Source organism: Cellvibrio sp. PSBB006, from assembly GCF_002162135.1.
In the GTDB taxonomy this organism is placed as follows: Bacteria; Pseudomonadota; Gammaproteobacteria; order Pseudomonadales; family Cellvibrionaceae; genus Cellvibrio.
This window is the reverse complement of record NZ_CP021382.1, coordinates 2,928,509-2,943,125: the sequence shown is the minus strand read 5'-3', so window position 1 is coordinate 2,943,125 and position 14,617 is coordinate 2,928,509. Positions and strand designations below refer to the sequence as shown.

Annotated in this window: 8 protein-coding genes; 5 read left to right on the top strand and 3 right to left on the bottom strand. The window is 52.7% G+C overall.

What is annotated here, in order from left to right:
• Nucleotides 1-74 precede the first annotated feature (74 nt).
• The 4 genes from tkt to CBR65_RS12260 all read left to right on the top strand — a co-directional run bounded on the left by tkt (nucleotide 75) and on the right by CBR65_RS12260 (nucleotide 5,555).
• A complete protein-coding gene (gene tkt, locus CBR65_RS12275; protein ID WP_087467113.1) occupies nucleotides 75-2,072 on the top strand; it encodes a transketolase in 1,998 nt (665 codons plus the stop codon).
• 63 nt (nucleotides 2,073-2,135) lie between these two features.
• On the top strand, nucleotides 2,136-2,444 hold the full coding sequence (locus CBR65_RS12270; RefSeq protein WP_087467112.1) for a hypothetical protein: 309 nt from the start codon (nucleotides 2,136-2,138) through the stop codon (nucleotides 2,442-2,444).
• Between the two features lie 37 nt (nucleotides 2,445-2,481).
• The gene (locus CBR65_RS12265; RefSeq protein WP_087467111.1) at nucleotides 2,482-3,654 is read left to right on the top strand and encodes a phosphoglycerate kinase; all 1,173 of its coding nucleotides are present in this window, start codon (nucleotides 2,482-2,484) and stop codon (nucleotides 3,652-3,654) included.
• A gap of 311 nt (nucleotides 3,655-3,965) precedes the next feature.
• Nucleotides 3,966-5,555 carry a family 16 glycosylhydrolase gene (locus CBR65_RS12260; RefSeq protein WP_087467110.1) on the top strand — a complete coding sequence of 530 codons (1,590 nt, stop codon included), beginning with the start codon at nucleotides 3,966-3,968 and terminating at the stop codon, nucleotides 5,553-5,555.
• Nucleotides 5,556-5,620: 65 nt separating this feature from the next.
• Here CBR65_RS12260 and CBR65_RS12255 read toward each other — a convergent pair whose 3' ends face one another.
• From CBR65_RS12255 to CBR65_RS12245, 3 genes are read right to left on the bottom strand one after another with little or no spacing between them, the layout of a single operon-like run.
• Nucleotides 5,621-7,624: a TonB-dependent siderophore receptor gene (locus CBR65_RS12255; protein WP_198300731.1), complete on the bottom strand. Its 2,004-nt coding sequence runs from the start codon at nucleotides 7,622-7,624 to the stop codon at nucleotides 5,621-5,623.
• 2 nt (nucleotides 7,625-7,626) lie between these two features.
• Nucleotides 7,627-10,026, bottom strand: a complete 2,400-nt coding sequence (locus CBR65_RS12250; protein ID WP_087467108.1) for a response regulator — start codon at nucleotides 10,024-10,026, stop codon at nucleotides 7,627-7,629.
• Between the two features lie 2 nt (nucleotides 10,027-10,028).
• A complete protein-coding gene (locus CBR65_RS12245) occupies nucleotides 10,029-10,577 on the bottom strand; it encodes a YfiR family protein (protein ID WP_087467107.1) in 549 nt (182 codons plus the stop codon).
• 733 nt (nucleotides 10,578-11,310) lie between these two features.
• On the opposite strand from CBR65_RS12245, the gene CBR65_RS12235 reads away from it, so the two are divergent.
• Complete coding sequence (locus tag CBR65_RS12235; RefSeq protein WP_087467105.1) at nucleotides 11,311-14,463, top strand: discoidin domain-containing protein; 3,153 nt, start codon at nucleotides 11,311-11,313, stop codon at nucleotides 14,461-14,463.
• Nucleotides 14,464-14,617: the final 154 nt, after the last annotated feature.

Sequence of the window (14,617 nt, the reverse complement as noted above, 5' to 3'; positions counted from 1 at the left end):
ATCAAAGGTCCGCCAGAGACCGACTCTCAGATAACAGCAATCAACGACATACTCATCAAGGAGCATTCAGTCTCATGCCTTCTCGTACCGAACTTGCCAATGCCATTCGCGTCCTCAGTATGGACGCCGTTCAGAAAGCCAACTCCGGCCACCCCGGCGCGCCGATGGGGATGGCAGATATTGCCGAAGTCCTGTGGAACGACTTCCTGAAACACAACCCCAAGAACCCCAACTGGGCTGATCGCGACCGCTTTGTGCTGTCCAACGGCCACGGCTCCATGCTGATTTACTCCTTGTTACATCTGACCGGCTACGACCTGCCGATGGATCAACTCAAGCAATTCCGCCAGCTGCACTCGGCGACCCCGGGTCACCCGGAGCGCGGTTACACCCCCGGTGTTGAAACCACTACCGGTCCGCTGGGCCAGGGTATTGCTAACGCCGTGGGTATGGCGCTGGCGGAGAAAACCCTGGCGGCACAATTCAACCGCGAAGGTCACGATGTCGTTGACCACTACACCTACTGCTTCCTCGGTGACGGTTGCATGATGGAAGGCATCTCCCATGAAGCCTGTTCATTGGCCGGCACCCTGGGCCTGGGGAAATTGATGGCCTTCTATGACGACAACGGCATCTCAATCGACGGCCATGTCGAAGGCTGGTTTACCGACAACACCCCGCAGCGTTTTGAAGCCTACGGCTGGCATGTCATCCCCGGTGTTGACGGCCACGACAGCAATGCGGTGCGCGCTGCTATCGAAGCCGCCCGTGCAGAAACCTCCAAGCCGACATTGATCTGCTGCAAGACTGTGATCGGTTTTGGTTCGCCGAACAAACAAGGCTCACACGATTCCCACGGTTCTCCGCTGGGCAATGATGAAGTGGCACTGGTACGGAAAACCCTCAACTGGAATCACGAACCTTTTGTGGTACCGGAAGAAATCTATGCGGGCTGGAATGCGGTAGAAAAGGGCGCTAGCGCTGAACAAGCCTGGGCCGACAAAATGGCTGCTTATAAATCTGCTCATCCTGACTTGGCTGCCGAGTTTGATCGCCGCGTCGTTAAAGGTGATTTGCCCGCAGACTTCGCTGCAAAAGCGGAAGCCTTTATTGCCGAGTGTCAGGCCAAGGGCGAAAAAATTGCCAGCCGTAAAGCCTCACAAAATGCTATCGCCGCTTACGCTGCCTTGCTGCCGGAATTGCTCGGTGGTTCAGCGGACCTGGCCGGTTCTAACCTTACTCTGGTCAAGACCTCTAAAGGTGTGACCGCCGAAGATGCGAGCGGTAACTACATTTATTACGGCGTGCGCGAATTCGGTATGAGCGCCATCATGAACGGTATCTCTGCCCACGGTGGTTTTATTCCTTACGGCGCTACCTTTTTGATGTTCCAACAGTACGCTGCTAACGCCGTGCGTATGGCGGCGCTGATGAAATTGCGCAACGTGTTTGTTTATACCCACGACTCTATCGGTCAGGGTGAAGACGGTCCGACGCACCAGCCGATTGAAGTGTTAGGGACTTTGCGTATGACCCCCAACATGGAAACCTGGCGTCCGGCGGACGGTGCTGAATCGGCCGTGGCCTGGAAGGCGGCGATTGAGCGCAAAGATGGCCCAAGCGCTTTAGTATTTAGTCGTCAAAACCTGGACCCGATTTCACGCACGCCGGCGCAAGTCGCTAACATCGCGCGCGGTGGTTATGTGTTGCGTGATTGCGACGGCGAGCCGGAAGCGATTTTGATTGCCACTGGTTCGGAGTTGGCGGTAACCGTGAAGGCGGCGGAAGCGTTGACTGCGAAAGGTAAGAAAGTGCGTGTGGTTTCCATGCCGTCGACGTCTGTGTTTGATCAACAGGATGCGCTTTACAAAGAGTCTGTTCTGCCGCTGTCTGTGCTGGCGCGTGTTGCGGTGGAAACTGCGCATGTGGATTACTGGTACAAGTATGTTGGTCTGGATGGTCGCGTTGTGGGAATGACTACTTTTGGTGAGTCTGCACCCGGTGGTGTGTTGATGGAGCATTTTGGTTTTACTGTTGACAATATTGTCGCGACAGTTGAAGAGTTACTTTAAAAAAACAGGTTTGGAGCATCCAGTTAAGCTGGGTGCTCTTGAATTAAACATGGAGTGATTAAGATGAAGAGCATCGCTATTAGTATATTTCTTTCTTTAATAACTTTAGAGGTGGTTGCCGAGACGGTATCTGGTGAAATTGCGCGTATTTATCCGAGTGTTAACAAAATCCACTTCAAACTAAAAAATGATCAATGTGGAAAACCTATAAGTAGTTATTACACTTTTGAGTTGGATTCAGAATATAAAAAGGCTTGGTATGCAATGTTATTGGCCGCTGCGAACACAGGAAAGCCAATTAGAGCATCTATTCCAGGATGCCCCGTAAATGATGAAATGATACCTGTAAACTATATTGTTCAAGATTTTTAATAGCGCTTTGAGACATCGAACCAAATAGGTAATAACCATGACTGTTAAATTGATGAAAGACCAGGATCTCACCGGTAAACGTGTATTGATTCGTCAGGATCTGAACGTGCCGTTGGAAGACGGAAGAATTACCAGTGCGGTGCGTATCGATGCATCCATTCCGACCATCAAGGCAGCTTTGGAAAAAGGTGCGAAGGTGATGGTGATGTCGCACCTCGGTCGTCCGGAGGAGGGTGTTTATGACGAAGCTGCTTCGCTTGCGCCGGTGGCGGAATACCTGAGCAAAAAACTCGGTCGTGAAGTGCCGTTGGTAAAAGATTGGGTTGATGGCTTTGAAATGAACGGCGATCTGGTGTTGCTGGAAAACGTTCGTTTTAATGTGGGTGAGGGTAAAAATTCTGATGAGCTGTCGAAAAAAATGGCGGCGTTGTGTGATGTGTTTGTGATGGATGCGTTTGGTACGGCGCACCGTGCCCAGGCGTCGACTCACGGTGTGGCGAAGTTTGCGCCGATTGCTTGTGCGGGGCCGTTGTTGGCTGCTGAGCTGGAAGCTTTGGCTAAGGTGCTTGATAACCCTGCGCGTCCGTTGGTTGCTATTGTTGGCGGTTCTAAAGTATCAAGCAAGTTGAGCGTGCTTGATGCGCTGTCAAAAATTGCGGATGTGTTGGTAGTGGGCGGCGGTATTTCCAATACTTTTGTTGCGTCGGCCGGTAATGAAGTAGGTAATTCCCTGTACGAAAAAGATTTGATTCCTGAAGCTCAACGTTTGTGTGCGGCTACGGAAGTGGTGTTTGCGACTGATGTGCGTGTAACCAAAGATGGTTTCAAAGAGTGGAGTCATAACTCCGCGACCGAAGTGAAGAAAGTTAACGAGATCAAAGCGGACGAAGAGATTATCGACTACGGTCCCGAGACGGCAGCGCGTGTAGCTGAGATTATCAAGAACGCCAAAACCGTGTTGTGGAATGGTCCCTGCGGTGTATTTGAATTCGATGCGTTTGCCAAAGGCACAGAAGTTATTTCCCGCGCGATTGCCGAGAGTGACGCCTTCTCGGTTGCCGGCGGCGGTGACACGCTTGCTGCTATCGATAAATGGAATCTGGCCGACAAGATTTCTTACGTGTCTACCGGCGGCGGTGCATTCCTGGAGTTTGTGGAAGGCAAAACATTACCGGCCGTCGCCATCCTGGAAGAGCGTGCCAAGAACTGATTTTCAGTATTATCTCCAGAAAAACACTACCGCAAAGCACCTGACGAAAGTCCGGTGCTTTTTTTATAACTATTTTTTGAAGAAAAATTACTCGGCTGTTCTGTGTGTCCTGTCTTGTTGTTATTGGCTCTCAAATCCGTTTAAAAACCCTACAACCTTATAACCATACCTGTAATTGTCGTAATTTTTTACAAATTCAAACAATAAATTCGTGATTGATTCGAGGTCAGGTTATTTCCATCGGTGAGAATATCAGCGGCACAATACGGATAAACATCCGTAAAAAAATTTATAAAGGGTTAAGGTCGGTTATGAAAAATCTCGGCAGTGTCTGTTTTTTCGGTCTTGGGGTAGTGGCGTTTTTACTGGTCGGTTGTGGTGGCAGTGGTGGGCCTTCGGCTTCACCGCCGCCGGTGACGCCGCCAGCGGACAGTCCGGTTGTGGCTTTTTCTGAACCTTTGCCGAGTGCGAGTGTGGCAACGTCCATGGCGGTGAGTGTCAAGGCGCGGGTTACCTTGGCAGGTGGGGCGACGGCGACTGACGTTGCCTTGTATCGCAACGATACATTGGTGGCGACAGATGATGAATCACCCTATGAATGGACGCTGGAAGATTTGCCACCGGGCTTGCATACCTTGAGAGTGAGTGCGACTGATTCCAACGGTAAATCCGGCGAGGCGATTCGCCAGCTGAGCGTGGTGGATACTTCCATGCTGAATGAATCGGTGGTGTGGGCAGTGAATGCCGGTGGTGACGCGTTTGTGTCGGTGGATGGGATTGCCTATGCCGCTGATGAAGGCTTTACTGATGGCGCAACGCGACAAATTTCTGCGGAGATCAAAGCGACGCACAACCCGACGCTCTACAAAAGTGAACGCCGCGGCACACAGTTTTCCTATGCACACGAATTGCCAGACGGCACCTATAACCTGACGCTACGCTTTGCCGAAAATATCGTTAACAACGCTGGCGAACGGACTTTTTCGGTACAGGTAGAAGACGAAGAGCGGATCACTGAGTTGGATGTGCGCAATATCGCCGGTGCGACCAACACGGCCTATGACGTGACAGTGCCGAACGTTGTGGTTGCCGATGGTGAAATCAATATTGTCTTTAGCGGCGTTGTCGGCGAAGCCATTTTGAGTGCGCTGACCATTACGCAGCCCCATGACGAAGGTGCGTGGGAGTTATTCTGGTTTGATGAGTTTGATTACACCGGCGCACCCGATGCTACCAAATGGAACTTCGAAATCCAGGCGCCGGGTTGGGTGAACAACGAGTTGCAACGCTACACCGACCGTGAAGAAAATGTGCGCGTGCAGGATGGTGTCTTGATCATTGAAGGTCGCAAAGATAATTACCTGGGCAGCGAGTATTCATCCGGTCGTATTCATTCGCAAAATAAAGGTGACTTGCTTTATGGCCGCGTGGAAGTGCGCGCGAAGTTACCGGCGGGGCGCGGCACCTGGCCTGCGATCTGGATGATGCCGACGGACTACACCGGCTACGGCACTGGCTGGCCCGACAGTGGTGAAATCGACATTATGGAACACGTTGGCTACGACGAAGGGCAGGTTCACGCTACCACCCACAATAAGGCCTATTACTGGGTTAACGGCATGCAGCGCAAAGGTTCTGTGTTGATGCCGGACGTGACGCAGGCATTCCATACCTATGCGGTTGAGTGGGATGAAGAGCGCATGGATTTTTATATCGACGACGTGCACTACTTTACCTACATCAACGACCATCGCGGCTGGGAGTCCTGGCCGTTTGATAAATCGTTTTACGTGATCCTCAATCTCGCTATTGGCGGCAATTGGGGCGGTGCAGCGGGTGTTGATCCGGACATTTGGCCGCGCCATATGGAGGTGGATTATGTGCGGATGTATAAACGATAGGAACAGAAATTTGTAAGTGGTCAGACGTTGTCGCATCACGCAAGCGATGCGACAACGCAAGCATCCTAACGAAATTGCCAGGTCAATTTGGCAAAAATACTGCGTTCAATTTCTGCTGCATTGAGATCATCGATAGTGCTGAACTCACGATGTGCCGGGTCAAGTAAATTTTGCCCGACGAGATTGAATCGAACATTATCAGACAACTCCACACCGAGATTCAGATCCAATCGGACATAACTGTCCACATCACTTGCTGGCAATTGATCCGCATAACTTACTGTTGTACCCAGCATGATATTTTCACGAATATCCCAATACACTCGCGCGCTCGCGCGATGCCGTGGGCTGAGTCGTTCCGCTGCTTCGCGATCTTCATCATCGCTGATCAGTGACATATATAAATAACTGTAACTGGCGGAGATTTGCAATGTCGGCGTGATGGTCCAGCCGGAGGTTATTTCAGCACCGCGTGTATGACCATACATGCTATTGACGAATTGCACGGGCACTAAAAAGTGCAGCGGATCACTACCATTATTAATCAGCTCAGGCTCACCAATACTAACCGTGGAAAGTTTGTCATAGTCGTTATAAAAAGCGGCCAGGTCCATCGAAAAAGCCGGTGTAAATTGATGGCGATAACCGAATTCATAAGCGGTGAGTTCTTCCGAGGCAACATCATCGTTCGGAACAAAGGCTATGCGTATACTGGGTGCCGTGATGAGTGTGCTGGTGAGATCTTCCTCAATGGGAGTGGGTGTTCGCACAGCGCGCGATATCGCTGCCCAGAATGATTGATCATTGTCCATCAGCCATTGCAGTCGCACGTTGGGCTGCACTTCGTAACCGGAAAAATCGTTGTGTTCGACTTTGGTGCCCAAGGTCAGGAACCAACGCTCAGGCACAAGAGTAATTTTGTCCTGCACGAACGCGTTATACACGGCATATTCATCTTCTTGCGGTGTAAATTCGACGTTGCGATTTCCTTCCCGGTCATCAAACAACCACCGCGCGCCAGCGCCGGCAATCACTGCATGACGTTCTGTCGCCGCAAAATCATACTGCGCCTCCAGGTCTACCGTCGTGCGGTCGTCGATAAAATTAAAGGGTTCATCGCGCCGATTCCAATCGACATAGGCTTGCATGGTAAGCGTTGGACCATTCCACGTTTTATCTGTCCAGCGCCCGAGCAGATTGGCGCCTTCGTAGATAATCGTTTGTTGTTCGATGGTCGTGGGGACGGTGAATGAAAAATCCGGGCGCAATTGTTGCGCGTCGGTGCGGTAGGCATCGCCCTGCAAGGTAAATTCGTCGGCCCAATCCATGCGGAAACCGCCGCGATAGCCATCCCATTCGTCGTAGGTATCTGCTGGAGAACCCGTTCCCATATCCGGCTTGATGGATGAATCCCGTTTGAATCCTTTGGCATAAACGCGATAAGTACCGCGCGCGCCGAACACGCCGCCATGGCGCGCGTTCAGGGTGCCTTTTTCTTCGTCACCTGCGACGGCACTGACGAGGGAACCTTGTGTGTCCCGCGTGTGTTTGGTGGTGATATTGATAACGCCGTTGACCGCATTTGCACCCCATAAAGATCCACCGGGACCGCGAATCACTTCGATGCGTTCAATATCTTCCAGCATGAGTTCGTGCGCTTCCCACAAAACGCCGCCGAACACCGGGTTGTAGATGGACCGACCGTCGACGAGAACTAATAACTTATTAGCCAGGGTTCCGTTAAAACCGCGAATACTGATTGCCCAGCTATTGGCGTCCGCTTGTGCAACTTCAACGCCGGGAACCATGCGCAAGGCATCCGGAATAGTGGTCACACCTGAACGTTCAATGTCTGCACTGGTGATGGCGTAAATCGCCGCTGATGTGTCGCCGAGCGATTCGGTTTTTTTTGCGGCACTGTGCACCTTTACATTCAACAGTTGCTCAAGGCTCATCGCCATGTAATTGTTGCCGGCAAGCGACGTCTGCGTGCACAACAAGATTCCCAGGCTGAAGAGACACTTAACGCCCGTCGATGTTATCGTTGTGTGGATTGGTTTCAGGCGCATCTTTATTTTCTCTTGGTTAGACATTCCATATTTTTAAATTTCAATATTCCAAGGTGGAGAATGGCATTCACCAGGTCATCAATATTAAACGGTTTGGTGACGACGGTATTCATCCCTGCGTCGCGAGCGGCGTCGATTTGTGTTTCAAATACACCCGCTGTTAACGCAATGATCGGAAGCTTCGCGCATTCAGGTCGTGAGCGAAGATGGCGGGTGGCTTCGTAACCATCCATCATCGGCATCTGCACATCCATCAGGACCAGATCCAGCGTGGCGAGATTCGTCGTGATCCATTCCACGGCCATCTTGCCGTCTTCCGCAACGCTGACCTCCGCCCCTTCCGACGTCAAAAAACGCATGGCAACTTCGCGGTTTACCGCATTGTCATCAACGACCAGTACGTGGAGCCCCGCCAAACGTTTTATTTTATTTTGTTTCGTTTTTTCCTGGCTATGTTGTTTCGTGTGCGGTTGCAACACCTCGCCGATAATATTGTATAGCGATGAACTGGTCACCGGCTTATTTAGCACGCTGCTGATATTACCACTGATAACCGGTGTTTCGTCGCGCGCGAAGGTCGGCATCATGAGGATAATCGGCGGTAAGTCGTCCTTGAACGCTTTCTGAATCATTCTGGCGACATCAAGGCCAGTACCATCGTCCAGCTTCCAGTCAATTAATATGGCATCGAATTTTCCGTTGCCGGATTTTTTTTCTTGCAACTTTTGAACGGCGATTTCACCGGCGAGTGCGCGTTTTCCACTCCAGCCGAGGGATTGCACAATACGTTCGAGATTCTCGCTGGCAAGCGGGTTGCTATCCACAATCAGAATATCCAGCTTTGCGGGCGTTTTATTTTTTTCGCCGTCCGGCACAACATCCAAAGGTACCGTAAACCAGAATTCACTGCCTTTATCCGGTTCACTGTTCACACCAATATCGCCGCCCATTAATTTCACCAGATGACGACAAATGGTTAAGCCCAAACCGGTGCCGCCAAAACGGCGTGTGGTGGAAACATCCGCCTGGCTGAACGCTGAAAAAATCTGTGCCTGATTTTCTGGCGGAATACCGATGCCTGTATCTTTGATAGAGAAACGCAGGTCCACATGCTTGTCATGTTCAGCGACTTTCTGGATGTCCACGACAATCGATCCCCGCTCGGTAAATTTAATGGCGTTGCCGACGAGGTTAATGAGAACCTGTTCGAGCCGCAGGGCATCGCCAATCAGTTGGCCGTTGATGTCAGGTGCCGGCGACACGATCAGTTCAATCTCTTTTGCGCCTAAATTGGCAGCGGTAATGCTAACCAGATTATCAATCACCTCGGCGATATCGAAAGGCACATGCTCGATCTCCAACCGCTCAGCATCTATCTTTGACAGGTCGAGAATATCGTTGATGATGGATTGCAACGAGCGCCCTGCGTTACGGATTTTTCTGACAAGATCGGCTGAGTCTGCATCGAGTTCGCTTTGGTCGAGCAAATAAGCGAGCCCGAGAATGGCATTCATCGGTGTGCGAATTTCGTGGCTCATGTTGGCAAGGAATGCCGCCTTGGCGCGATTGGCGCTTTCTGCTTCCTCGGTGCGCGCTATCAGGTGCTCGTTGGCAATCTGTAATTCCGTCGTACGCTGCTCAACCCGTTGTTCCAGCACCATATTAAATTGACGCACTTCTTGTTCGGCGGCGGTGCGTTCCGCAATTTCGTGCTCCAGGGTATTCAACATACCGTTGAAGTCATCGGCCAGTTGGCCGATTTCATCCTGGGTAATTTTGGTGGCCCGCAACTGATAATTGCGATGCACAGTAACTTGCCTGGCCACACGGCTGATGGCTTCAATGGGTACGGAAACCCAGCGCTGTAAACGCGTAGAAATAAATAAACTGAGGCCGAGGCTCAAGGCAAGAATAATGGCGAGGATGGTGAGGTAGCTGCTGAGCCAGGTGGCTAAATTAAATTGTTGCACCAGATAAACACTGCCGACTACCCCGCTCGGCGTCTCGATTTGTTTGGATACAATCAATTCACCGTTACGAAATTGAAAGCTATCGTTGTTGAGTGGCGGTGAAGGCAGCACATGTTGATAATTGTCGTCACCGTAGCGGGCAAATAATTCCCCGTCGCTGGTGAAGATTGCACCCACGACAATGCTGGGGTTGGCTTCAAGTAATGCCAGGTTTTCCTGGGCTACATCAACGTCATCAAAGTCCAGGGCGACGGCACTGCCCTGGGCAAGAATACTGGCGAGCGTGGTCAATGCGGCGGCAGTTGTTTTGCGATACTCATTTAAATCGTGGTACAGCAAGGCGCTGCCCGCAGCAGCCAGCGCAAAAATATTCGCGAGCAGCACGATGAGCAACAATTTTTGACGAACTGAGCGAAGGCGAACGGGGTTCATGGTTAACTCCGCTTCTGAATATTCAGGGCGACGTTCAGCAAACGTGCACTTATTTTTATGTCGCAAAGATTTGCGCGCGTGACAGAAATCTCAAAGCGAATGTAGTCATCAACGGGAACAAAATTAATAATGCTACCCGATTCAAGTGCGCCTTCTGTTTCGGTGACGGTCAGCACCGGCGCGGAATCAACCTGGTGCAATATGCTTTGCAGCTTTTGCCCGGCCTGACGACCCACAAATAACATCTGCACACCGGAGATCCGGTCAGAGGCGGAGAAGCGTTTGATGCTGACGGGGCGTTCATTGATCTGGATGCCGTCGCTTAGCCGGATCAACTCATCGGCCACATCGTCTGCATTGACGACGCCGATCTGGAAATTTTCGTCCGTTGCAGAAAAAGCAGTCGCAGGCCACTCGACATAGCCAGCAAACTTATAGAGAAAGGCGGCCTTGACCTGGTGCTCAATGCCATCGTGGTTTCCGCCAGCGCAAACGACGAGGCTGTGGCATAGCAATGCAATCAGTGCCAATACTTTGTGCATCTTATCCATTCGCACCTCGACCCGACCGACAGCACGTCCCCCCGGCGATCCTGAGATCACGGAGCAGTTGCCATGATGCAATGTTTACCTGATGCCATGATTACCTGATGATAGTGCGCAGGTGAATAAATGGTGATTCAGATTATAGAGAGTAGCCCAGCCATAGTTTTTATCCAAAGAGGAAATGTGAACCTGACCGCAGTCGCTTACAACTTTGTTGGAATAAATCGTTTTTTTGCCGGTTAATTCGAGCTTATATAACGCCATCACGCGTAATGGCTCGTTTATAAAAGATTTAAGCACTACGATGACGTGCGTTAGCGAACATATCCTATTAATGATTTACACATCCCATAACCATGATCAGGTTCACACTCTGCGGACCAGGCCACCCGGACCGGATAAAAAATTGCAGTAGCGATTTTAGCGTGAGCAGAGACTGCGATTATTTTGTTTTTCCCACTTCATACTTCACGGATCAGAACGCGTGTTAATGCGTTTTTTCTTGTGTCGCCCCTGTTTGGCAAATGGCTCCGACACTAGCATGCAAGTCCTTTAACGGCGCGGCTTCGCGAGCTGTTGTCACTTTGCGATGAAAGGTGGACCTAATCCACCTTGCCCTTCACGGCCAAAGTGGGACGAAGGGTTTGGGTGAGTATGCGATTCTCGTTACACAAGGACACATCGGTACAGGTTTTGCCCTGCCGGCTTCAGGATAACAATAATTGACGAGGCCTAAAGAATGAAAAAGACAATCATGGCGCTGGCGATGCTAGCCGCCAGTAATACTTCCTTTGCTCAAAGCGCATGCGGCTGGACAGAAGTCTGGCGCGACGATTTCAACACCCTCAACAAACAAGTCTGGTCCGCCGAGGTGAATGGCGATGGCGGCGGTAACAATGAGTTGCAGTTCTACACCGAACGGCCTGAAAACCTCTATGTCGAGAATGGCCTGCTGAACATCAAGGCGATTCGCGAAGCCTATCAGGGCAAGACCTGGACTTCCGCGCGCCTGCGGTCCAAGCACGGTAAAGACTTTACCTACGGCAAGATGGAAGCACGCATCAAGTTGCCCAATGGCTCCGGCACCTGGCCGGCCTTCTGGATGATGCCCAGCGAACTGCCGCGCGACTCCCACGGCTGGCCCAATGGTGGTGAGATCGACATCATGGAAGCCGGCGGTACCACCGAAGAAATCCACGGCACCCTGCATTACGGTCCTTATTGGCCCTACAACGGCAACACCGGCTGGCCCGATCCCAGCCTGAATACCATCCACCCCGAAGCCGGTCGCACCAAGACCGAATTCCAGACCTACGCGGTTGAATGGTACCCGGACCGCATTGTGTGGCTGGTTAACGATGTACCCAAACTCAGCATGACCCGCGCACAGCTGGATGGCCCCAACCCCGTCCGCTCCAACTGGGATGCTTTCTACAACCGTCCTTTCCACTTCATCCTCAACCTCGCTATCGGCGGTTGGTTCAGCGGCAACCCGGACGGCTCGGAAGCGCCGATTCAGTTGATGCAGGTGGACCATGTGGCGGTCTACAAAAACGAGGACACCTGGTCGGTAGAAGGCGACACCTACGCTTATCGCGGTGAAACCCGCAAGACCTACCGCATTGATGGCCCTGCAGGCGCCAGCTACCAGTGGAGCGTACCGGCGGGTGTAAACATCCTGTCCGGTCAGGGCACGCGCGAAATTACCGTATCCATCGGCAGCAGCGCGCGCAACGGCGATTTCAGCGTGACCTTCAACACCGGTTGTGCCGGTACCCAGACCTTCAGCAAGCCGGTCACCATTGAGCAGGGCGATGTGCAGGTCGTGACCAACTATGAAAATGGTTTGGGCGTAACCCACCTGCAAAACGGTTTTGCGCTGACCCAAAGCGGCGTCACCACCAACCCGGCACCGGGTGGTATCAATACCTCCAACAGTGTGCTGCATTACATCCGCGATGCGTCCCAGCAGTGGGATAACCTCAAGCTCACCGGTTTCGGCAATATCGACGCGGGCGAACTGCGCAGTGGCCGCGCCAAGTTGTTTGCGGATGTCTACTTCACAGCAGGCAACAGCTTGCTAGGTAAAGACTTGGGCGGCGGCCTGGAGAATTCAGCCGCTGCCGGCGCTGCGGAACCCTGGGACGGCAACACCGGTCGCCTCGCACGTTTCCTCGGCACCATGGGCAAACCGGGTCAGTGGCATACGGTAGAGCTGTATTACACCGGCACGCCGGACTCCAATATCGCCGCCAGCGAAGCGGATGCTTTGGTGTTTATGGTCCACGCAGGCTTCAACCTGCCGGCGGAGTTGTATCTGGATAACATCCGCATCGTGCGCCCCGACAATGGCTACAGCCTGCAATCCATGGTGGCCAACTTTGACGGCACCACCAACGGCGCGATCAAAGCCTCACCGGCGACCAGCGGCGCTCATTCAGTGGTCGCTAATCCGGCGCCGAACGGCGTAAATAACTCAGCGAACGTGCTGCGTTATGTGCGTGATCCGGGTGCAACCTACGACACGCTTGCCTTCAACGGCGTGACCGGTATTCCTGACGCGCTCGACGCCCGTCACGGTATGGTGCGCGTGCTGGTGGACGTTCATACGACGGCCCCGGCGGGCACTATCATCTCCATGAACCTGGAAAATGAATTGGCGGCGGCTTCTGTCGGACCGGAAGACTGGCAGGTGGGGCGTCACAGCTTCTATCAGGCCCAGACCACCACCTCCGGCCAGTGGGAAACCCTGGAGTTTAACTACAACTTCCCGGCGGCGCTGGGCGATTGGGAAAACAATCGCGCTTCTGCACCCTTCAATGCGGTGGATCAGTTGATCTTCCTGATCACTCCCGGTCAGGCCACCAGTGGCACCTTCCATTTCGATAACGTCCGGGTGATGGCATACAACGATAACGCCCCGGCCTGTGTGGGCAGCGGTTGTGCGTCCAGCTCTAGCACCAGCTCAGTGCCATCAAGTAGCTCTAGCGCTTCCAGCGTACCGCCCAGCTCAAGCTCCTCCAGTTCCAGTGTGGTACCGAGTTCATCCAGCAGTGTGTCATCCAGTGTGAGTAGTTCATCGTCCAGCAGCAGTTCAACGCCGGCGGTGAACCTGGTTTCCAATGGTCGCCCGGTTTTTGCCAGCAGCCAGCTGATGGCCGCCAGCAACGCCGTTGATGGCGATGGTGGTACTCGTTGGGAATCCAGCCATGCAGTTGATCCGAGCTGGATCACGGTGGACCTGCAAAGCCCGCGCTACCTGGCGCAGGTAGTGATCGATTGGGAAGCGGCCAACGCGGCCAATTACCAGGTTCAGGGCTCCAACAACAACGCTGACTGGACCACTCTTGCTACCCGCACCGGCGGCACCTTCGGCAACCGCACGGATACCGTGAATGTGAGTGGTAACTATCGCTACGTGCGCATCTACGGCACCGCGCGCAGTGCGGGCAATAACTGGGGATATTCGATCTTTGAACTCAAGGTTTATGCGGGCGCGGAACCGGTGCTGCTGCCACTGAGCAACGCTGCCGCCAGCACGCAACTGTTGCCTGCCAGTGCCGCGATTGACGGTAACGGTGGCACCCGTTGGGAATCAGCCCACGCCCTTGATCCGAGCTGGTTCAGCGTGGACCTGGGCAGCGCGCGCAACCTGAGCCGTGTGGAGATCGACTGGGAAGCCGCCAACGCGGCTAACTACGAAGTGCAGGGCTCCAACAACAACAGCAGTTGGACCACCCTCGCCACCCGCACCGGTGGCGCCTTTGGCAACCGTACCGACAGCGTGAATGTGAGCGGTAGTTACCGGTATGTGCGCGTTCTCGGTACACAGCGCAGTGTGGGGAATAGTTGGGGTTATTCGATCTTTGAGATGCGTGTGTTAGGGAATTGATGAGCGGTGTGTCGGATTACGCCCGTTGGGCTAATCCGACAATATAAACAAGAGTTTGCTATACCCGGGAAATCACTGAAAACGATCTATCGCAATACCGATCGTTTTCAGCGATTCCCCAACCGACAAATGCAACCTGAATTCCTTGTCGGCA